Genomic DNA, 20,382 nt, shown 5'->3' with positions numbered 1-20,382 from the left:
AAAGAGGCTTTTTTATTTTATCCATGTTTTTGCCCACTTGCTGACGGGTCCTAAGATCATACCAAGCTCTGATCCTTTTTTAGTTAAAATATATTCAATACGAACCGGACGTTCAGGAATAACGTGCCGGATTACAATTCCTTCTTCTTCTAACTCTTTCATTCGTTCGGTTAACATTCGTTTACTTAAAGAGGGAATGCTGCTGTGAATTTCACTAAAGCGTTTAGGACCGCTCATCAGGACATAAATAATTAATCCATTCCATCTTTTTCCTATTATATCAAACGTTTTCCACACTTTTGGACATAACTCATCAAATTCATTCATTCATGCCACCTACTTTATTGTATGTAGGATATTAAAAGTAACCCTTATAATGTTATTATATACTAGCATTTGGATAATGAAAAGGCTATCTTTTTTTATTTTCAAAACTTTCAGTAGCTTGCAAACGCTGTATTGTAAAGTTTTAAAAAAAAGTCACAGAATCGACATATTATTATTGACGTATCAAGAAAAAAGGTCTAAGATTGGTTACATAAAGTTACCTAGTTAAATAAAAGGTACTTTAAATTTACAATTACATCAAGAGTTTGAGAAAGAAGGTTAGTATCAAATGGATATCCTTTTGGCTATTCTTCCTGCGATTTTCTGGGGAAGTATTGTCCTGTTCAACGTTAAATTGGGCGGAGGTCCTTACAGTCAAACGCTTGGGACTACAATTGGTGCGCTGATCTTTTCAGCCGTTATTTATTTCGTAGTTCATCCAGTTTTGACGCCGCTTATTTTTATTGTCGGAATCGTTTCAGGATTATTTTGGGCAGTTGGGCAAAGTAATCAGTTGAAAACGATTGATTATATTGGTGTTTCAAAAACCATGCCAATTTCAACTGGTATGCAGCTTGTGACAACATCACTATTTGGTGTTATCGTGTTTCACGAGTGGTCAACAACAACAACCGTTATTTTAGGCGTGTTAGCTCTTATTTTTATTGTTATTGGTATCGTGCTAACATCACTAGAAAGCGAAAAAAACCCAGAGCAATCTGGACAATTCAAAAAAGGGATTATTACCCTTATTGTTTCAACAATTGGATACTTAGTGTATGTAGTTGTCGCTCGTTTATTTAATGTAGACGGCTGGTCGGCACTATTCCCACAAGCTATTGGTATGTTAATTGGTGGACTTATACTTACTTATAAACACAAACCGTTTAATAAATACGCAATTCGCAACATTATTCCAGGCCTTATTTGGGCAGCTGGCAACATGTTCTTATTTATCTCTCAACCTAAAGTAGGGGTTGCAACAAGCTTCTCATTATCACAAATGGGAATCGTTATTTCAACGCTTGGCGGTATCTTCTTACTTGGAGAAAAGAAAACAAAGCGTCAGCTTATTTCAATTACGATTGGTATTGTGCTCATCATTTTAGGTGGCGTATTCCTCGGAATGGCTAAAAGTTAACGTTTACGTAAAAGTTAATGATAGTATGTATGAATAAATGAAAACACTAGGAGGATTTTATTATGTATACAGATTTAAAAGATAAAGTAGTTGTAATTACAGGTGGATCAACAGGTTTAGGTCGCGCAATGGCTGTTCGTTTCGGTCAAGAAGAAGCAAAAGTTGTTATTAACTATTACAACAATGAAGAAGAAGCTTTAGATGCGAAAAAAGAAGTAGAAGAAGCAGGCGGACAAGCAATCATCGTTCAAGGCGACGTAACAAAAGAAGAAGACGTTGTAAATCTTGTTCAAACAGCTATTAAAGAATTCGGTACATTAGACGTTATGATTAACAACGCTGGTGTTGAAAACCCAGTTCCTTCTCATGAGCTATCTTTAGACAACTGGAACAAAGTTATTGATACAAACTTAACAGGTGCATTCTTAGGAAGCCGTGAAGCAATTAAATATTTCGTTGAAAACGACATTAAAGGAAACGTTATTAACATGTCTAGTGTTCACGAAATGATTCCTTGGCCATTATTTGTTCACTACGCAGCAAGTAAAGGCGGTATGAAACTAATGACGGAAACATTGGCTCTTGAATATGCGCCAAAAGGTATCCGCGTAAATAACATTGGACCAGGTGCGATGAACACACCAATCAACGCTGAAAAATTCGCAGATCCTGTACAACGTGCAGACGTAGAAAGCATGATTCCAATGGGTTACATCGGTAAACCAGAAGAAGTAGCATCAGTTGCAGCATTCTTAGCATCATCACAAGCAAGCTATGTAACAGGTATTACATTATTTGCTGATGGTGGTATGACGAAATATCCTTCTTTCCAAGCAGGAAGAGGCTAATAGTTTTTAATCGATGTAGAAAAAAAAGACATGGCAAAAGCGCCATGTCTTTTTTTCTATACCTAAGCGAATGCCACCCCCCTTGCGGGGTTGGTGGCATTCGCCTAGGTAAAACTTTTTAAGAACTTTTTAAAACCTTTTTGAGAAGAGTCAAGGGAGTTTTTTGATCCCTTATAAATTTGTTATATTAGCCAGCCATTTTTTTGTTAGACGATGGCTGGTTTTTGTCTTTTAGTTTGCTGAAGATAAAGGCTAGCACTGAGCCTGAGATGTTGTGCCAGACGCTGAAGATGGCGCTTGGGACAGCGGCTAGCGGCGAAAAGTGAGTGGAAGCAATGGTAACGCCGAGCCCTGAGTTTTGCATGCCAACTTCCATTGCGACCGCTTTTTGTTTGGCTAAATCCATTCCGCATAAGCGGGCAAAGAAGAAGCCGATTGTGAAACCAAGAATGTTGTGAAGCACGACTACGGCAAAAATGATACCACCCGTTTTAGCAAGCTGCGCTTGGCTTCCTGCCACAACGGCAGATACAATCAAAACAATTGCGACTACTGAAACAAGGGGAAGAGCTTTGGAACTCGCTTCTGCAGCTTTTCCAAAAAACTTTTTGATCGTAAATCCAAGAGCAAGCGGAATGATGACAACTTGTATAATGGAAATAATAAGAGACATGATATCAATATCGACCCACTTGCTTGCAAATAATAAAATAAGAAGCGGTGTAACAATCGGTGCTAAAATGGTTGAAACAGAAGCGATAGCGACTGCAAGCGCAACGTTTCCTCGAGCCAAAAAGACCATTACGTTTGATGATGTGCCGCTTGGACAGCAGCCTACTAAAATAACGCCCACTGCTATTTCTTTTGGTAAATCTAAGCCAATCGCCAAACCGAATGCGAGAAGCGGCATAATGATAAAATGCCCCACCACGCCTAGTGCTACTTCTTTCGGTCTTCGAAATACTTCGCTGAAATCAGACGCTGACAGCGTTAATCCCATTCCAAACATGACAATTCCTAAAAGCGGAACGATATACTTTCCAATCCATACAAAGTGCTCTGGGAATGAGTAGGCAATAACGGAAATTAAAATAACCCAAAGCGTAAATGTTTTTCCTGCAAATGTACTGATTTTCTCTATTGTTTTCATCTGTACGATACCTCCTGCGAACTATAAGAAGAAATTATACTATTTATTCAGAAAAATGAAAACAGTATTTTTGTAAAATAGTACAGAATATTTTATCTTTTGGAGATTATTTCAGTTTAAATGCAAGCATTCCTTCATTGAATGGACAGAATATGTGGTAATATAAAGAAGTTAGTTTTAGAAAGTCGGAGGAGTTTAGTCATGAAATTTATCTATATTTTGTCTGTCCTTCCGTTCGTAGGCATATTAGGGTTTCTTCCTTTTGTTAATCGAGTGACTCCGTTTGTTCTCGGTATGCCGTTCAATATGTTTTGGATGGTGATATGGGTGGTGCTTACGTCCATTATTTTAGGGGTTATGTATAAGCTTGATCCCAGAAATCGGGAAGGGGAAGAAGAATGAATAGTGCACTTATTATTATTTTACTATTTTTAGTGGCAGCTATTTTTCTTGGCATACGATCAACCAAAGGCAAGGATATGAACTTGGAGCAGTGGACGGTAGGCGGACGCGGTTTCGGGGCTATTTTAGTTTTTGTGCTGATGGCCGGAGAAATCTATACAACGTTTTCGTTTCTAGGCGGAAGCGGATGGGCTTATGGAAAAGGAGCTCCTGCACTTTATGTCTTAATTTATATTAGCTTATCATATGTCTTATCATACTGGCTTCTTCCTGTTATTTGGAAGTATGCAAGAGATCATAAGCTCGTCTCGCAGCCTGATTTTTTTGTAAGCAAATATAAAAGCCCTTACCTTGGTGTGCTTGTAGCTGCTGTAGGAGTGATTGCGGTCATTCCTGTTATTGTTGTGCAGTTAAAAGGATTGGGAATTATTGTATCACAAGCATCATACGGCGCCATTTCAATGCCGGCAGCTATTTGGATGGGAGCTATCAGTTTAACGCTGTATGTGATGATATCCGGTATCCACGGTTCTGCATGGACGGCCGTTATTAAAGACATTATGATGCTTGCTGTGATTGGATTTTTAGGCATTTATTTACCTTTTCATTATTACGGAGGATACGGTCCAATGTTTGAAGCGGTGAATACAGCGAAGCCGGGGTTTTTAAAGTTTCCTGAGCAAGGATTAAGCGTCTCGTGGTTTATTTCGACGGTTATTTTGCTAGTACTTGGGTTTTATATGTGGCCGCAGGTGTTTAGTTCAAGCTATACAGCGAAAAATGCAAAGGTATTTCGTAAAAATGCAATCATTAGTCCTCTTTATACCTTAATGCTGCTCTTTGTGTTTTTTGTTGGATTTGCAGCTATTTTAAAAGTTCCTGGTTTAAGCGGAGGGGACGTGGATCTTGCGCTATTACGGATCTCAATCCAAACGTTTGATCCTTGGTTTATTGGAATTGTAGGAGGAGCGGGTTTGCTGACAGCGCTTGTGCCGGGATCGATGCTGTTAATGAGTGCGTCAACGCTGCTGGCGAAAAATATTTATAAACCGTTTGCGCCTCAAGCAAGCGAAGCGCATATTGCTCGTTTAGCGAAAAGCTTTGTACCGGTTGTGGCTCTTATTTCCGTTTACTTTACACTAAACGGAGGAACGACGCTGTCAACAATTATTTTAATGGGCTATAGTCTAATGACACAGCTGTTTCCATCTCTGCTTTTCAGTTTGAAGAAAAATAACTTTGTAACGAAACAAGGAGCAGCGTGGGGGATTGTTGCTGGAATTATTGTAGTGGCCTATATTACAATCAGCGGCTCTACGATTGGTACGTTATTTCCATCCCTGCCTCAGCAAATGAAAGATATCAACGTCGGATTTATTGCGCTGCTTATCAACTTTATCGTAATGTGGGCAGTCAGTATGCTCACAAAGCAAAACGAAGCTGAGACAAAAGTATATTAGCCGAAGTGAAAAACGAACCATTGATCAACACATTTGATTAGTGGTTCGTTTTTTTGTTAGGGTCAACGGTAGACCCTTCTAGCAGTTGATTGGAGGGCAAGACGAAGACTCCTGCTTGAAAAGCGGAACAAGTGAGACCCCACAGGAGCGCAAGCGACGAGGAGGCTCAGCGGCCGCCCGCGGAAAGCGACGTCTTGCACGGAAATCAACTGCGGTGTCACAAGCGGTTCAGCTCATGTCTACCGTTTGTTCGTCTTTAAATTAGATTCATCTCATTATGTCTCAGCCTCGTTTTTTCTAATCAAACAGCAAAGAGCCAAAGGAATAGGATTATCCTTTGGCTCTTTACGTGGCTTTTAACCGATAATTTGTAAAATTTCCTACATCAACTGATTTACGCTAAAGCGGGAACTCGGTCGTTATAGTAAATAACTTCCGATAGGATCTTACACCCTTTAATCTCCTGAAATGTCTTTTTCGCCTCTACCTCTGATTCAAATTCAAACATAGTCGGACTTTGGTTTTTCGAGTAAACGGTAATGATCCACATTGTAAAATAAGCTCCCCCTGTAAAATAATAGTTTTCCTTTTTAGTGTAGCTATCAGGTGATGTAATAATAATTGAATAGTTGTGATACAGCCTCACATTTTAAAAGGTACTTCTACTATACAACAAAAATTACAAAATAAAACAAGAAAATCTAAAAAACTACAAAGAATAATGAAAGAGAATAAATAACCGTTTATATATGGGCTATATTTATAAATGGAAGTGGGAGTGTAAAAAATATAGGAAGAGCGATTGTCTTTTAGATTGCTAAACTATATACTTATGTTCAAAAAGTGCAGGACGTGAACGATGAAAGTTGATACGGTAGTAAAAAAAGATGTTTTACTCATTTTGGTGATGATAGTTGTTGTGCCGCTAGCAGGAGAGCTTAAATATTATCCTTTTCATGATACGTATAGAGTCAGCTTTGCTGTGCCCATTTTTTTCTTTTCACTGCTGCTTTTAAGAAAGGTATCTCCTGTAATACCAGGTATTTTAGTTGCGAGTGCTATAGTGGGCTTTCGAATGTACCTTGATTGGTATAATTACGAATCATTTGATTTTCTGCATTCTTTGCAGATTCGATGCTCAGCAGGGATTTATTATCTTGTTTATGCCATTGCTTTTTCTTGGTTTAAGATTAACGATTTTCATTCAAAGCCGTGGATTATTGGCATATGGAGCATCATCATCGAAACGGTTTCAGGTGGCATGGAACTGCTTTGTATGTATGTGATGGTTCACCATCATATTGTGTTTCCGGAGTTCATGCAAATTTTTATTGTAGGCGTCTTTCGAAGTTTCTTTGTTTTATGTCTGTTTAGCATGATCAAGCTTTACGAAGGGCAGCTGAGAGAACGGCAAATCTCTCAAAAAAATGATCAGCTGCTTGTTGTGCTTTCAAATTTGTATGAAGAATCCATTCATTTGAAAAAAACGCTGCAAGACGCTGAGAGAATTACGAAAAAGTCGTATGATTTATATGAAGAACTACACGAAGCAGATATCCACCAGCTTACTTCGCTGCACGAATTTAGCCAAAAAGCATTACAAATTGCAGGAGAAGTACATGATATTAAAAAAGACAACCAGCGGATATCAGCAGGACTGTCCAAGGTCATTACAAAAGAGGAATTTTCTGAGTATATGGAAATCGAAAGTCTGCTTCAAATCGTCATGCGCAGCAATGAAAAGTATGCGGCGACGTTAGCAAAAGATATTCATTTTTCATATTCGGTTCTAGGAGAGCATCCTCGCTATCACGTGTACTTGTTTTTATCATTAATTAATAACTTAGTAACGAATGCAGTCGAAGCGATTGAAAAAGAAGGCGCGATTATTATCGACGTCTGCCGAGAAGAAGACCGCCTTTTACTATATGTAAGAGACAGCGGTCCCGGTGTGAAAAAAAGGCATGAACGTCTCATTTTTAAAGCGGGATTTACATCCAAATACGCAAAGGACGGGACGCCTTCTACAGGTCTTGGGCTTGTCTACGTTAAGCAAATGACCGAGCAGCTGGGCGGGAGTATTCAATTTATTAATCTGTCTCCAAGCCCCGGTGTTCAATTTACTATAGATTTACCTATTTCTACGTTAATGGGGGATAAGGACTAATATGCGATTTTATATCATAGATGATGACGAAGTCTTTCGTTCAATGTTAGCTGAAATTATTGAAGATAATGATTTAGGAGAGGTTATAGGGGAGGCAGAAGACGGAATTGTCTTAAATGATCAATCTTCTCTATTGCAGCAGATCGATATTTTATTTATTGATTTGTTGATGCCCATTCAAGACGGAATCGAAACCGTGCGCAAAATAAAGGATACTTTTAAAGGCAAAATTATTATGATGTCACAGGTAGAAACAAAAGATTTGATTGGAAAAGCCTACTCGCTTGGCATTGAATACTATATCACGAAGCCGCTTAATCGTATGGAAGTGCTCATGGTCATTCAAAAAGTAATTGAACGAATTCATGTTCAACAATCAATGGAGAAAATTCAAGAATCGTTAAATACCGTACTTAATATAGGAAACCAGCAAAAAACGCCTTCCGTTGATAAAAAAGAAAGCGATCCGGCAGAAGCGTGCAGGTTTCTTTTAAGAGAACTTGGGATTTTAGGAGAAAGCGGAAGTAAAGATTTAATCGAAATCATCAATTACCTGCATCAAACGGAAAAGAGCACGATGTATGAACAGCATTTTCCTTCTCTCAAAGAAATTTTTGAGAAAATTACCGTGAGAAAGCTTGGTTCATCTTTTACAGAAGACGTGCTGCAAAAAGAAATGAAAGCAGCTGAGCAGCGAGTAAGAAGAGCCATTTATCAGTCTTTAAATCATTTGACCTCTCTTGGGATGGTTGACTTCTTTAATCCTAAATTTGAAAATTACGCTTCTAAGTTTTTCGATTTTTCAATGGTGCATCAGCGCATGAGAGATATAGAAAAAGGAACGGGAAAAAGCAGTACTCCGAGCCGTATAAATGTAAAGAAATTTATCCAAATGCTCTATTATGAAGTCAAACAAACGCTGTAGTAAAAAAACTATAGCGTTTTCATTTTGTAATTTTCTAAAAACTTTTTTGTTAGTTTCAGTAGGTTTGTGTTAGATTTTGTGATGCCTATGATAATGTAATCTTATGAATAAAAGAACTACTTAATAAACAGTTCTTAATGGAATTGTATCTGTTGAATACAGTAAGTGCAAATAAACAGCTTCGAGCTGTTAGAAAAAAGAAGGAAGGTGCAAAGATATGTTCAAAAAGCTTGGATTAGCAGGACAAATTTTAATTGGTTTGATTGCAGGTATTATTGTAGGGGCCATTTTTTACGGAAATCCTAAAGCAGTTGAAGTACTGCAGCCAATTGGAGACGTATTCATTCATTTAATTAAAATGATCGTGGTGCCGATTGTTATATCTAGTATCATTGTGGGCGTTGCGGGTGTTGGTGATATTAAGAAGCTTGGTAAATTAGGCGGAAAAACAATTCTTTACTTTGAAATCATTACAACGGTTGCCATTGTTGTAGGCTTATTGGCAGCTAACTTGCTTCACCCTGGTACTGGTGTGGATCGCAGCGGTCTTGAAAAATCAGATATCAGCAGCTACACATCAACGGCAGAAGCTACAGAGCAAAAAGGATTTGTAGAAACATTTGTTCACATCGTCCCAACGAATGTATTTGAGTCAATTGCTGCAGGCGACATGCTGCCAATTATTTTCTTCTCGGTCCTATTTGGACTTGGAATTGCATCAATCGGTGAAAAAGGAAAGCCGGTTCTAAGATTTTTTGAAGGCACGGCAGAAGCGATGTTTTGGGTAACGAATTTAGTTATGAAGTTTGCACCGTTTGGCGTATTTGCATTAATCGGTGTAACCGTATCAAAATTTGGACTAGCGTCTCTAATTCCGCTTAGTAAGCTTGTAATTGTTGCTTACGGAACAATGATTTTCTTTGTATTAGTGGTACTAGGGCTTGTAGCTAAATGGGCAGGCGTTAACATCTTCCATTTATTAAAAGTGCTAAAAGATGAATTGCTGCTAGCATTTTCAACTGCAAGTTCAGAAACAGTATTACCGCGTATTATTGCAAAAATGGAAAAGTTCGGATGTCCTAAAGCAATTACATCTTTTGTTATTCCGACGGGATATTCGTTTAACTTAGACGGATCTACTCTTTATCAAGCGCTTGCTGCGATCTTTATTGCGCAAATGTACGGTATTGATATGAGCATCACACAGCAAATTTCACTGATATTAATTTTAATGGTTACATCTAAAGGAATTGCAGGAGTTCCGGGCGTATCGTTTGTTGTACTGCTTGCAACGCTTGGATCTGTAGGACTTCCGGTAGAAGGGCTTGCTTTTATCGCTGGAATTGACCGTTTGTTAGATATGGGACGTACAGCGGTAAACGTAATTGGAAACTCACTTGGTGCAATCGTCATTTCAAAGTGGGAAGGTCAATTTAACGACAAAGACAAGGAAGCTTATATTAACGAAGTAACGAAAAAAGTATCGTAATTACAAACGTATTTTAGTTGAAGGAAGATCCGAACGAGTAATCGTTCGGATTTTTTCGTTTGAATTTGCTTTGAAAAGTTGGGAATAGTAACTAAAGATGAAAAACAAATGATTGATACAAGGAGGTCACAACATGGGAAGAGCAAATAATCACAAATCATCACATAACAACAAAGGGTCACTGCCTCAAACACCAAAAGAGTTAAAAATTGCTCCGGATCAAGCAAATGAAGAATTTTCACGCGAGTTAGCGCAGCATCATGATGCTAAAGCGAAACAGGACTTAATTTTGAAACAGCAAAAAGAAAAGTAAAAGAAAAAAACTGAGACATAATGAAATGAATCCAGCCTAAAGACGAATAAATGAGATACATGACCTGGACTGCTTGTGACACCGCAGTTGATTTCCGTACAAGGCTTCGCTTTCCGCGGGCGGGCGCTGAGCCTCCTCGTCGCTTGCTCTCCTGCGGGGTCTCACCTGCTCCGCTTTTCCCGCAGGAGTCTTCGCCTTATCCTCCAATCAACTGCTAGAAGGAACGAAACAAATAATACTATGTTCACAATCACAAAAAAACGAACCACTAATCAGACATGCTGATTAGTGGTTCGTTTTTCCCTAAGTGAAAAATGCTTTTGTCCCATCCTCTTTTTTATAAACAACTAAAGATAAAAATTCCTAAGTAACCATTTTGTAACATTATTTAATCATAGCGTAATAGTTTTTGAGGCTTTTTTCATTATAATTAAACCGAACACATTGAAAAATAGGTTCATAGAAACGTAACGTTCGGTTACATAATGGAGGAAAAAAATGAAAAAAGCCATCATTGGGTCTATAACGGCAGCTGCAGTTTTATTTAGCGGAGCCAGTCCGTTTATTGCACCTGCTCAAACAGTGGAAGCAGCGTCATATTCATACAAAGACACGGCTATTGCTACTGGTAAAAAATTAATGGGTGTTCCTTATAAATGGGGAGGCACAACAACAAAAGGTTTTGACTGCTCTGGATTTATTCAATACATTTTCAAAAAAGCTGGAAAAACACTTCCGCGCACAACGGAACAAATGTATCGAGTAGGGACAAGCGTTTCAAAAGCAAAGCTTCAAAAAGGAGATTTAGTTTTCTTTCAAACGTATAAAAAAGGTCCTTCACATGTAGGCGTGTACTTAGGGAACAATCAGTTTCTTCAAGCTTCTACGTCTAAAGGCGTGACAATTACATCTCTTAGCAACAGCTACTGGAAAGCACGTTATATTGGTGCAAAACGGATTTAACCATCCGTCATTTTTTTAGAAAACAACACTACATTATGTAGTGTTGTTTTTGTTTGCATATACATAACGTATTGCCAATATTATTTTTAACGTTTTATACAAAAAAAACCATATTCTGTGAGATAATAGCGTTAACACATTTTGTACTTTAACATAAGGAATATCCCACTCTATTCGAAAGTTTGGTGAGCGAAGATGAAGCGCTTAGTATGGAGTTATGGAATAGGTATTGTTGCAATAGTAGCAGTACTCTCATTTTTCTTTATGATGAAAGGTCAAACAGAGAAAGCCGTCGTTAGCGGAGATGTACCAAAAGCTCATGCGCAGGGAGAAAGAGTGAAGCAGCCCATCTCACAGTTCCAAGCAGTACAGCCTCATGAAGCAGGTAATGAAGTGAAAAATGTAAAAAACAACATGCCTGAAAAAGCGGATCCTCCTCCGTTTTTAGTCTACATTGACCCTGGTCATCAAGCTCAGGCTAACCTAGAGAAAGAGCCAATCGGGCCGGGAGCAGCAGAAACAAAAATAAAAGTTTCCGGAGGTACATCAGGTGTGGTGACCAAGAAGCCGGAATACAAGCTGACGTTGGAAGCCTCTATGATATTAAAACAGCTTCTCGAAGAAAAAGGCATAACCGTAAAGCTTACTCGCGGTTCTCACGATGTGAATATCAGCAACCGGGAACGAGCGGAGCTTGCGAATAATTCAAAAGCTGACTTACACGTACGTATCCATGCAGATGGTTCTGAAAATACTTCTGTAAAAGGATTTTCTGTGCTCACTCCTGCAGAAGATAATTCCTATACAAAGTCTATTTATCAAAGCAGTTTACAAGCATCTCAAGCTATTCTGACAGAGGTGGAAAAAGATCAGTTTGTCGAAGTGGACGGCATTCGCTATCGCAGTGATCTTTCAGGATTTAACTGGTCGACTGTACCCGTAACGCTAGTAGAGCTTGGGTATATGACGAATTCAGAAGAAGACCGGAACCTGTCTGATCAGGCTTACCTTACAAAGCTGATGAATCATGTTGCAGACGGTATCGTGGCATATGAAGGAATGACAAAATAAAAGGCGGAAAGACCTATAAAAGCGTGTGACTAAATCAATTGATTTATGTCACACGTTTTTTTTGTCGTTCATATGATATAAAAAAGCGTTTTTTCGACAAAAAAATGGACGAGCAGAAAAGAAAACTAGGTAAAATGCTTTAATTTTTATAGAACTGTGTCGATATAACGAGAGATATTAAAATGCGTTAGACAGTACATGAAAATGGGGGAACAAGATGAGAAAGTTAACGGCATTAGCTTTAGTACTAAGCGTACTGCTGTTTCAATTCACGCCGCTTGCTAGCGTGAAAGCTGAAACGGTAGAACCAGTTGTGTCTGTAAAATTAGTAAACTATTTAGGAGATCAGCATGCAATTACAATTAAGCCGTCTTATTTATACACTATTAAAAACTCGGATTTGGTCTTAAATGCAAATACAGAGTATACGGTAACCGCAACAACTCAAGGTGTCACTTTAAAACAAGGAAGCACTGTCTTAGGTGAATTTACAAGCTTTGAAATTACACCGTCTCTTTATAAAAATCCCGTATCTATTAACGGCAGACAGTACTTAGGTGACGTGGCGTTTACAAATGAAAAGGGAACGTATGTCAGACCTGTTAATACGCTCCCGATTGAAGACTATTTAAAAGGCGTTGTGCCAAATGAAGTCTATACATCTTGGAATCTGCAAGCTTTAAAAACTCAGGCGGTAGCAGCGAGAACATACGCAATGAGCTATGCAGGAAAAGTAATCAATGACACGGTAAGCTATCAAGTATACGGTGGCTATACGTGGTATGACAGTACAAACCAAGCAGTAGATCAGACATTCGGACAAGTCGTCACATACAACAATAAATTAATCAACGCCGTTTTCTCATCAAGCAACGGCGGAAGAACGGAATCAAACAGCAACGCTTGGGGAGGGACTCAGCTTTCTTATTTCCCGGTGAAAAAAGATCCATACGATAAGCAGACGCCGTGGACGTTAGCTATTCAAAAAACGCAAATTGATTTAACAGGAAAAGATTTAGCTAACTATAGCGCTTGGTGGAATACGGTTTCTGAAAAAGATAAAACCGTTACAGATAATTTGAAGTCATGGTTAGTAGCCAATAAGCATCCTGGTAAAACGATTAAAATTACGTCTATTCCAAAGGTGAGTTTTTATGCTCCTTCATCAGGAGGTCGTGTGACTAAAGGTGCAATTACAGTGGACTACCTCGTTAAAGGAGATGTAGACAGTTCGCAAAAACTAGTGGTTCATCATTTGGAATTAAAAGATTTAACATCGACGAAGCTAAAATCAATGTTAAACAGCCGTGCGATGCTTAGTCTGCTTGTAACGGAAACAAATGAAACAAGCACATCAACCACTTTTAATGGTAAAGGAAATGGACACGGTGTTGGAATGAGTCAATACGGTGCTCAAAAAATGGCAAGCCTAGGCAAAGACTATCGTGAAATTTTAGATTTTTATTATCCAACGACTACTCTTTTAAGTTTTTATACAACAAAATATCCGCGAAAAGAGCAGGAGCAAGAACCACCGAAAGATACGGTTGCACCTGATGCACCTTCAGTTAATGCATTAGGAGACAACCAAACATCGCTTACGGGCGTAACAGAACCAAATGCTTCTGTTATTGCAAAAGTGGAAAATGAAGTAATTGGAACGGGTCTTGCTGATGAAACTGGAAAATTTGCAATTACGATTGCCAAGCAGCCAGCAGATACAAAAGTGTCTGTAACGTCTAAAGATGCAGCTGAAAATGAAAGCACGGCCACAGTAGTGACCGTAACGGATCAAACGCCGCCTTCTGTTCCAATTGTAAATGAAGTAAGTGACCAAGATACGACCGTAACAGGCGTAACAGAAGCAAACGCCGCCGTGACGGTAAAAGCAGGCGATGCAACGTTCTCTGCAGTAGCGGATGGTAACGGTACATTTACTGTTTCAATTCCAGTACAAATAGGCGGAACAACAATAGCGGTAAGTGCAAAAGATAAAGCAGGAAACGAAAGCCAAGCGCCTTCTTTTGCGGTTAAATCTACGTTAAAAGCACCGCTTGCACCCAAAGTAAATGAAGTAAGTGATCAAGACACAATGATCAAAGGAACGGCTGAAGCAAATGCAATGGTTATCATTAAAAACGAAAGTCTTCAGCTTGCAGCAGGCAACGCAGATGCTAAAGGAAATTACAGCATTTCGATTGCAAAACAAAAAGCAGGAAGCACGCTGTACGTGACGGTTCAAAATGCAGGTGGAACAAGTTCAGCCGCTGTGGTGACCGTACAGGATAAAACGGCACCAGCTGCGCCAAAAGTAAATGCAGTAAGTGATCAAGATACAAAAGTTACAGGTGCAGCAGAAGCAAATTCTACAGTTACGGTAAAAGTAGGAACTACAACTGTAGGAACGGCTAAAGCAGGTGCAAATGGAGCGTTTTCTGTTTCCATTTCTCATCAAAAAGCGAATACAAAGCTAAGCGTACAAGCAAAAGATGCAGCAGGAAATAGCAGTACTGTATCGACTGTAACTGTTACGGCAAAGCAAAGAGCTCCGGTAAAACCAACAGTTAATGAAGTTAGTGATCGAAGTACAGCCGTTACGGGTACCGCAGAAGCAAATGCAACGGTTGTCATTAAAAACGGAAGTCTTCAGCTTGCAGCTGGTAAAGCAGATGCTAAAGGAAATTACAGCATCTCGATTGCGAAACAAAAAGCAGGAAGCAACCTGTCTGTAACGGCTGGAAACACAGCGGGCGTGAGTCCAGCTGTAACTGTAACCGTGCAGGATAAAACAGCACCCGTTACACCAAAAGTGAACGCTGTAAGCAATCAAGATACAGTCGTAACGGGAAGCACAGAAGCGGGCGCGGAAGTGCATGTGAAAATTGATAAAAAAGTAATTGGCAAAGGAAATGCCAAATCGGATGGAACGTTCAGCATCACCATTCCAAAGCAGCCTGCTGCTACAAAATTAGCTGTTATTGCAAAAGATGCCGCTAATAACTACAGCTCCAATACGTTTGTAACGGTTAGTGCCGTACAGACAAAACCAGCGCTTCCAACCGTTGCTACGCTTACTGAAAAAAGTACAGCAGTAACGGGAACAGGAGAAAAAAATGCGTCTATTTATATTAAAGTAGGCGGAAAAATTATTGCGAGTGGGAAAATTGATGGAAACGGCAAGTTCAGCGTAAAAATTCCTGCTCAAAAAGCAGGAACAGAAGTGACGACGGTACTGCAAAATAAAGTCGGATACAGTCCGTATAAAATTGTAAAAGTGCAAGATACAACGCCGCCGGCACCTCCGGCAGTTGATGCCGTTACGTCTTTGTCCACATTTATCTCGGGAAAAACAGAAGCAAATGCCCTGATTACGATTAAAAGCGGTACAAAGCTAATCGCGTCAGGCAAAGCAGATACTAAAGGGCAATTTAAAGTAACGATTCCAAAACAAACAGCAGGCGTAAAGCTGGCTGTTACAGCAAAAGATGCAGCTAATAACTACAGCTCCGATGCGTTTGTAACAGTTAGCGCTGCGCAGACAAAACCAGCGCTTCCAACCGTTAATACGCTTACTGAAAAAAGTACAGCAGTAACGGGAACAGGAGAAAAAAATGCGTCCATTTATATTAAAGTAGGCGGAAAAATTATTGCAAGTGGGAAAATTGATGGAAACGGCAAGTTCAGCGTGAAAATTCCTGCTCAAAAAGCAGGAACAGAAGTGACGGCGGTACTGCAAAATAAAGTAGGATACAGTCCGTATAAAATTGTAAAAGTGCAAGATACAACCCCGCCGGCACCTCCGGCAGTGAATGCCGTTACGTCTTTGTCCACATTTCTCTCTGGAAAAACGGAAGCAAATGCTGTGATTACGATTAAAAGCGGTACAAAAGTAATCGGATCAGGCAAAGCAGATAGCAAAGGCCAGTTTAAAGTAACGATCCCAAAACAAAAAGCAGGCGTAAAACTGGCTGTGACGGCAAAAGATGCCGCTGGAAACACAAGTTCAGCAGTGAATATAAATGTTAAATAAAAACAAAAAAGAATTCTCTGCGGAGGATTCTTTTTTTAGTGATTTTTAAGAGGGATAGAAGGTTACTAAAAGGTTACCTTAGAACTTTGAAGTGCCTAACTTACTTTAAAGTGGGTTCTATCTTTTTCTTTTTTTCTGTTTCATAATAACAAATGTAAAGAAATTAGCAGGGGGTTTTTTATAATGAGTAATCATTTGCAAGATACAGTAACACTTCACAACGGAGTCAAAATGCCTTGGCTTGGATTAGGTGTATTTAAAGTAGAAGAAGGGCCTGAATTAGTGAACGCCGTGAAAACAGCTATCGTCAAAGGCTATCGCAGCATCGATACGGCAGCTATTTATGAAAATGAAGAAGGTGTAGGAGAAGGAATTCGCCAAGGTCTGAAAGAAGCAGGTCTTTCACGCGAAGACATTTTTGTTACATCAAAAGTTTGGAACGCAGATTTAGGCTATGAAGAGACGCTAGCTGCTTACGAAACAAGCTTACAAAAGCTTGGCTTAGAATATTTAGATCTATACTTAATTCACTGGCCGGTAGAAGGCAAGTATAAAGAAGCGTGGAAAGCATTAGAAACGCTGTATAAAGAAGAAAAAGTAAGAGCTGTGGGCGTAAGTAATTTTCAAATTCATCATTTAGAAGACTTAATGAAAGATGGAGAGGTTAAGCCTGTTATTAACCAAGTGGAATTTCATCCTCGTTTGACGCAAAAAGAGCTGCATGCTTTTTGTCAAAAGCACGATATTCAGCTAGAAGCATGGTCTCCGCTTATGCAAGGAGAATTGCTAGATAACGATGTGTTAAAAGAAATTGCTGAAAAACACGGCAAATCAGTTGCTCAAATTATTCTGCGATGGGATCTGCAAAACGGAGTTGTAACGATTCCAAAATCAACAAAAGAGCATCGTATTGTTGAAAATTCATCTGTTTTTGATTTTGAATTGGATGCTGAAGACGTAAGTAAAATTAATGAATTAAACCAAAATCACCGAGTAGGTCCAGATCCGGACAACTTTGATTTTTAATAGAAGAACTAAGAGGCTGGGAGAAACGTATTTTAGCCCAAGTGAAAAACGAACCATTGATCAACAAGTTTGATTAGTGGTTCGTTTTTTTTTTATGGTGAATACAGCTTCATCTGTTTCGTCCTTCCAGCGGTTGATTGAAGGGCAAGGCGAAGACTCCTGCGGGAAAAGCGGGACAGATGAGACCCCGCAGGAGCGTAAGCGACGAGGAGGCTCAGCGCCCGCCTGCGGAAAGCGAAGCCTTGCATGGAAATCAACGGCGGTGTCAAAAGCGGTTCAGCTCATGTATCTCATTTGTTCGTCTTTAGGTTGGATTCAGTTAGTTCTGTCCCGGCCTCTTTTTATGCATTATTACATAAATTTAACATTTTCTTCACAGTAAGCTAAAGGACGAGCCGTATCATAAAGAAAGGTCGTGAAAGATAGAGAAATCATTTCATTTTTAAGCGTAAAATAGGCGGTGTAACGATGACGAAACAAGCTTACTCTCACATACAATGTAAAAAAACATCAATGATTGATTTATTGCTGGATGCAGGAGTTTATAAAAAAGGAAACAAGCAGCTATACGAGCTTACGCTTCAAGAGCTAGAATCAGAATACGAAGCTGTTTCACAGCAGCGCATATCTCAATGAAATTTTGATACATTGCTAGAATTTGTTATAATAGAGGAAAGGATAGGAGTTGATTTATATCGAAAAGCACCCGACAGACTCGCAGCCCATCCGTATGGATATCCTCGATTCTATATTTGCTAAAATGGTATTAAATAAGGCTATCCGAGATTTTAGAAGAGATCAAATTTTACGTGAAGTCGATCAAACATTAGAAGAAAGAAACAAAGAAAAATTTTTTCAATTAATTGAAGAATTAAAATCAATTTCGTAAAGAGCGTTCGCGCGATAGAATTTGATTTTATCATTTTAGCATATAAAAACAGGTAAGAAGCTGCATGCTTGGTTACCTGTTTTTTTGTCGTTTTATTGTAAAACAAGGCCTTACATAAGAAGTGCACCTTGCTAGTAAACAGACAAAAAGAGCAAGTCTAATGTACTCACTCTTTTCAGAAAGGTATGGGTGTTAATGAGAAAATGAATGTCACTCTCTAAATGTTGCGTGTGGGGTTTAGAAAGTTCTATGCATCTGCATATTTTCTACTTCATTCGCTCTATGTATTGTTAAAGTAACAATATAACCATATCTTATCACATGAAGGAAATTCGATTCAATATATTTATTGATTTTCTTTTTAAATTGTTCTAAATAATTAGTGAATGTAAAAAAATGTTTTTATTGGGTGAATGTGTATCTATAAAAAACAATAGAAAAATATGGTGGGGTTTTTATGGGAGACATTTGTTTATTTCTGACGGACTGTAAGCTTCAAAAGAGTACAATCCGTCCTGTAAATCAGTATTAAGAAAAAATGAGCTGAACCCAGTAGAATAGGAGGAAAAGAGTAACGATCGTGGTAAGCGGGATAACAATAAGTGATACTTTTAAATAATCTTTCCATTTTACCTTGATATGATTTTCTTTTAAAATATGCATCCAAATAAGAGAAGCCAGTGTTCCAATCGGCAATAAAAGCGAGCCCATATCACTTCCAATAATATTAGCAAGATAAATGGTTTTAAGAGTAATAGGATCGAGCCCCATTTCAGTCAGGGTAATGGTTCCAACCATCAGGGCAGGGTGATTGTTAAACAAGTTAGAGAGAATAGAAACAAGTCCTCCCATGATAAAGCTTGCTTCAAAAAGTCCTCGATTTACGATTGGTTCGCAAACTTTTACAAGCAGCTCCGTTAACCCTACGTTATGCAGTCCGTAAATAATAACGTACATCGAAAAGGCAAAAACGAAAATGTGCCACGGCGTTTTCTTTAAAATATCAATCGGGTTTGTACGTAAGTGATACCATCTCCAAACAAGCAAGATCAGTGAGCCTAGTACAGCAACCAATTCGATTGGTATGCCGAAATAAGAGGCGACAAATAGGAGACAGCGCATAACAAACACAAATAATAAAACTTTCAGCATAAATTGTGTGCGTTTACGTTTTGTTTCAACAGAAATGCTTCCTTTTAAGGGGTGAAACTGTTTCGTAAAGAAACTTTCTTCTATATCTTTTGAAGCATGCGGCAGTTTTTTTGGCAAATGGCGTTTTACGACCGTATACATGAGCCAAGACATAAATAATAAACCAAGTGTCGCCGGTACAAACATCATCGCCGTGTGCATATAAAGCGACATATGAACAATTTTTAAGGCAATCAAATTGACAATATTACTTACACCTATAGGCGCGCTGGAAGCGGTAGCAATAAGCGCTCCACTTAAAAGGTAGGGGATCTGCTGGTGGGGTTTTAGCTGAAGGTTTTTCAAAAGTAGAATTAAAATTGGAGTGGTAATTAAAATACTGCCGTCATTATTAAATAGTAAAGTCATTAAAAAGCAAAGCAGTTGAATGTACCAATATAATCGGTACCCTGAGCCTTTGGATAAACTCACTAGTCGTGCAGCTGCCCAGTGGAAGAATCCAAAACTTTCTAATATGACGGCCATGACAATGGTGGCAATAATGGTGATAGAAGCGCCGCTTATCTTTGCAAAAATATCAACAATGTCTGATTTGGATACAATCCCTGTAAGCAGGATAATGGCTGCTCCTATGGCTGCCGGCCATGCTTCGTTGATGCCGTTTGGCCTCCAAAAAATGACGAGCATTGTCATTGTAAACACGAAAATGGCAATTCCAATTTCAATATTCATCAGTATGCTCCTTTCTTCTAAAATTTGTAATGAATATACCCTTGCATGTCCCTTACACTCTATTTATATTCATTTATTACTAGAAGGATTGTGCATAAGACCATTTTTGCTAATATGTTTGTTTATCTTGCCAAGGCACGTATCATCTCGGGAGAGGAGCCTATAAAAAAGAGGCTGGGACATAACTAAATCCATCCAATCTAAAAAGAAATCAATTGAATAAAGGAGCTAGTATGCGTTGCTTTTTACACCGCTGTTGATTTTCGTGCAAGACTCCGCTTTCCGCGGGCGGTAGAG

The 20,382-nt window shown here is 38.9% G+C and carries 19 protein-coding genes; 16 read left to right on the top strand and 3 right to left on the bottom strand.

Translation table 11 applies throughout. The features are described from left to right. Nucleotides 1–12 precede the first annotated feature (12 nt). On the bottom strand, nucleotides 13–327 hold the full coding sequence (locus tag ACWATA_RS19110; RefSeq protein ID WP_013055757.1) for a winged helix-turn-helix transcriptional regulator: 315 nt from the start codon (nucleotides 325–327) through the stop codon (nucleotides 13–15). A gap of 289 nt (nucleotides 328–616) precedes the next feature. On the opposite strand from ACWATA_RS19110, the gene ACWATA_RS19105 reads away from it, so the two are divergent. Beyond that, nucleotides 617–1,468: a GRP family sugar transporter gene (locus tag ACWATA_RS19105; RefSeq protein WP_028412283.1), complete on the top strand. Its 852-nt coding sequence runs from the start codon at nucleotides 617–619 to the stop codon at nucleotides 1,466–1,468. Between the two features lie 62 nt (nucleotides 1,469–1,530). After that, nucleotides 1,531–2,316: a glucose 1-dehydrogenase gene (gene gdh, locus ACWATA_RS19100; RefSeq protein ID WP_014461262.1), complete on the top strand. Its 786-nt coding sequence runs from the start codon at nucleotides 1,531–1,533 to the stop codon at nucleotides 2,314–2,316. A gap of 187 nt (nucleotides 2,317–2,503) precedes the next feature. Here gdh and ACWATA_RS19095 read toward each other — a convergent pair whose 3' ends face one another. Continuing rightward, on the bottom strand, nucleotides 2,504–3,466 hold the full coding sequence (locus ACWATA_RS19095; protein WP_013055760.1) for a bile acid:sodium symporter family protein: 963 nt from the start codon (nucleotides 3,464–3,466) through the stop codon (nucleotides 2,504–2,506). Nucleotides 3,467–3,667: 201 nt separating this feature from the next. Here ACWATA_RS19095 and ACWATA_RS19090 point away from each other — a divergent pair, with 201 nt between their 5' ends. The 14 genes from ACWATA_RS19090 (at nucleotide 3,668) to ACWATA_RS19025 (ending at nucleotide 18,201) form a co-directional block, all read left to right on the top strand. Next, nucleotides 3,668–3,868 carry a DUF3311 domain-containing protein gene (locus ACWATA_RS19090; RefSeq protein ID WP_013055761.1) on the top strand — a complete coding sequence of 67 codons (201 nt, stop codon included), beginning with the start codon at nucleotides 3,668–3,670 and terminating at the stop codon, nucleotides 3,866–3,868. Further along, nucleotides 3,865–5,328, top strand: a complete 1,464-nt coding sequence (locus ACWATA_RS19085) for a sodium:solute symporter family protein (protein WP_098113773.1) — start codon at nucleotides 3,865–3,867, stop codon at nucleotides 5,326–5,328. Before ACWATA_RS19090 ends, ACWATA_RS19085 begins: the two co-directional genes overlap by 4 nt. 85 nt (nucleotides 5,329–5,413) lie before the next feature. Further along, nucleotides 5,414–5,593 (top strand): hypothetical protein, encoded by a 180-nt coding sequence (locus ACWATA_RS19080; protein WP_243495527.1) that lies wholly within the window; start codon nucleotides 5,414–5,416, stop codon nucleotides 5,591–5,593. 594 nt (nucleotides 5,594–6,187) lie between these two features. Next, nucleotides 6,188–7,495 (top strand): sensor histidine kinase, encoded by a 1,308-nt coding sequence (locus ACWATA_RS19075; RefSeq protein WP_473050104.1) that lies wholly within the window; start codon nucleotides 6,188–6,190, stop codon nucleotides 7,493–7,495. Between the two features lies 1 nt (nucleotide 7,496). Then, nucleotides 7,497–8,420 (top strand): response regulator, encoded by a 924-nt coding sequence (locus ACWATA_RS19070; RefSeq protein ID WP_088567766.1) that lies wholly within the window; start codon nucleotides 7,497–7,499, stop codon nucleotides 8,418–8,420. 217 nt (nucleotides 8,421–8,637) lie between these two features. Next, complete coding sequence (locus ACWATA_RS19065; protein WP_028407730.1) at nucleotides 8,638–9,909, top strand: cation:dicarboxylate symporter family transporter; 1,272 nt, start codon at nucleotides 8,638–8,640, stop codon at nucleotides 9,907–9,909. 133 nt (nucleotides 9,910–10,042) lie between these two features. Further along, the gene (locus tag ACWATA_RS19060; protein ID WP_013055768.1) at nucleotides 10,043–10,222 is read left to right on the top strand and encodes a YfhD family protein; all 180 of its coding nucleotides are present in this window, start codon (nucleotides 10,043–10,045) and stop codon (nucleotides 10,220–10,222) included. A gap of 498 nt (nucleotides 10,223–10,720) precedes the next feature. Continuing rightward, nucleotides 10,721–11,185: a C40 family peptidase gene (locus ACWATA_RS19055; RefSeq protein WP_016766438.1), complete on the top strand. Its 465-nt coding sequence runs from the start codon at nucleotides 10,721–10,723 to the stop codon at nucleotides 11,183–11,185. 195 nt (nucleotides 11,186–11,380) lie between these two features. After that, nucleotides 11,381–12,256, top strand: coding sequence for an N-acetylmuramoyl-L-alanine amidase family protein (locus tag ACWATA_RS19050; protein WP_335576844.1), 876 nt, complete (start codon nucleotides 11,381–11,383; stop codon nucleotides 12,254–12,256). A gap of 217 nt (nucleotides 12,257–12,473) precedes the next feature. Beyond that, complete coding sequence (locus tag ACWATA_RS19045) at nucleotides 12,474–16,286, top strand: Ig-like domain-containing protein (RefSeq protein ID WP_473050103.1); 3,813 nt, start codon at nucleotides 12,474–12,476, stop codon at nucleotides 16,284–16,286. Nucleotides 16,287–16,469: 183 nt separating this feature from the next. Then, a complete protein-coding gene (locus ACWATA_RS19040; RefSeq protein ID WP_328132931.1) occupies nucleotides 16,470–17,312 on the top strand; it encodes an aldo/keto reductase in 843 nt (280 codons plus the stop codon). Nucleotides 17,313–17,388: 76 nt separating this feature from the next. Beyond that, the gene (locus ACWATA_RS19035) at nucleotides 17,389–17,694 is read left to right on the top strand and encodes a hypothetical protein (RefSeq protein ID WP_473050102.1); all 306 of its coding nucleotides are present in this window, start codon (nucleotides 17,389–17,391) and stop codon (nucleotides 17,692–17,694) included. Nucleotides 17,695–17,780: 86 nt separating this feature from the next. Next, nucleotides 17,781–17,948: a Fur-regulated basic protein FbpA gene (locus ACWATA_RS19030; RefSeq protein ID WP_080754385.1), complete on the top strand. Its 168-nt coding sequence runs from the start codon at nucleotides 17,781–17,783 to the stop codon at nucleotides 17,946–17,948. A 49-nt stretch (nucleotides 17,949–17,997) separates the two neighbouring features. Beyond that, nucleotides 17,998–18,201, top strand: coding sequence for an IDEAL domain-containing protein (locus ACWATA_RS19025; RefSeq protein ID WP_016766443.1), 204 nt, complete (start codon nucleotides 17,998–18,000; stop codon nucleotides 18,199–18,201). Between the two features lie 528 nt (nucleotides 18,202–18,729). Here ACWATA_RS19025 and ACWATA_RS19020 read toward each other — a convergent pair. Next, nucleotides 18,730–20,085: an arsenic transporter gene (locus ACWATA_RS19020; protein ID WP_033578244.1), complete on the bottom strand. Its 1,356-nt coding sequence runs from the start codon at nucleotides 20,083–20,085 to the stop codon at nucleotides 18,730–18,732. Between the last annotated feature and the right edge of the window lie 297 nt (nucleotides 20,086–20,382).

It is taken from the genome of Priestia sp. USM5, assembly GCF_058323215.1.
Note: the sequence above shows the minus strand (reverse complement) of the source record. Positions and strands in the feature narration are given on the sequence as shown.

Coding starts and splice junctions, on each gene's coding strand:
- ACWATA_RS19110 (WP_013055757.1), bottom strand. CDS start 327: ATGAATGAATTTGATGAGTTATGTCCAAAAGTGTGGAAAACGTTTGAT.
- ACWATA_RS19105 (WP_028412283.1), top strand. CDS start 617: ATGGATATCCTTTTGGCTATTCTTCCTGCGATTTTCTGGGGAAGTATT.
- gdh (WP_014461262.1), top strand. CDS start 1,531: ATGTATACAGATTTAAAAGATAAAGTAGTTGTAATTACAGGTGGATCA.
- ACWATA_RS19095 (WP_013055760.1), bottom strand. CDS start 3,466: ATGAAAACAATAGAGAAAATCAGTACATTTGCAGGAAAAACATTTACG.
- ACWATA_RS19090 (WP_013055761.1), top strand. CDS start 3,668: ATGAAATTTATCTATATTTTGTCTGTCCTTCCGTTCGTAGGCATATTA.
- ACWATA_RS19085 (WP_098113773.1), top strand. CDS start 3,865: ATGAATAGTGCACTTATTATTATTTTACTATTTTTAGTGGCAGCTATT.
- ACWATA_RS19075 (WP_473050104.1), top strand. CDS start 6,188: ATGAAAGTTGATACGGTAGTAAAAAAAGATGTTTTACTCATTTTGGTG.
- ACWATA_RS19070 (WP_088567766.1), top strand. CDS start 7,497: ATGCGATTTTATATCATAGATGATGACGAAGTCTTTCGTTCAATGTTA.
- ACWATA_RS19065 (WP_028407730.1), top strand. CDS start 8,638: ATGTTCAAAAAGCTTGGATTAGCAGGACAAATTTTAATTGGTTTGATT.
- ACWATA_RS19060 (WP_013055768.1), top strand. CDS start 10,043: ATGGGAAGAGCAAATAATCACAAATCATCACATAACAACAAAGGGTCA.
- ACWATA_RS19055 (WP_016766438.1), top strand. CDS start 10,721: ATGAAAAAAGCCATCATTGGGTCTATAACGGCAGCTGCAGTTTTATTT.
- ACWATA_RS19050 (WP_335576844.1), top strand. CDS start 11,381: ATGAAGCGCTTAGTATGGAGTTATGGAATAGGTATTGTTGCAATAGTA.
- ACWATA_RS19045 (WP_473050103.1), top strand. CDS start 12,474: ATGAGAAAGTTAACGGCATTAGCTTTAGTACTAAGCGTACTGCTGTTT.
- ACWATA_RS19040 (WP_328132931.1), top strand. CDS start 16,470: ATGAGTAATCATTTGCAAGATACAGTAACACTTCACAACGGAGTCAAA.
- ACWATA_RS19030 (WP_080754385.1), top strand. CDS start 17,781: ATGACGAAACAAGCTTACTCTCACATACAATGTAAAAAAACATCAATG.
- ACWATA_RS19020 (WP_033578244.1), bottom strand. CDS start 20,085: ATGAATATTGAAATTGGAATTGCCATTTTCGTGTTTACAATGACAATG.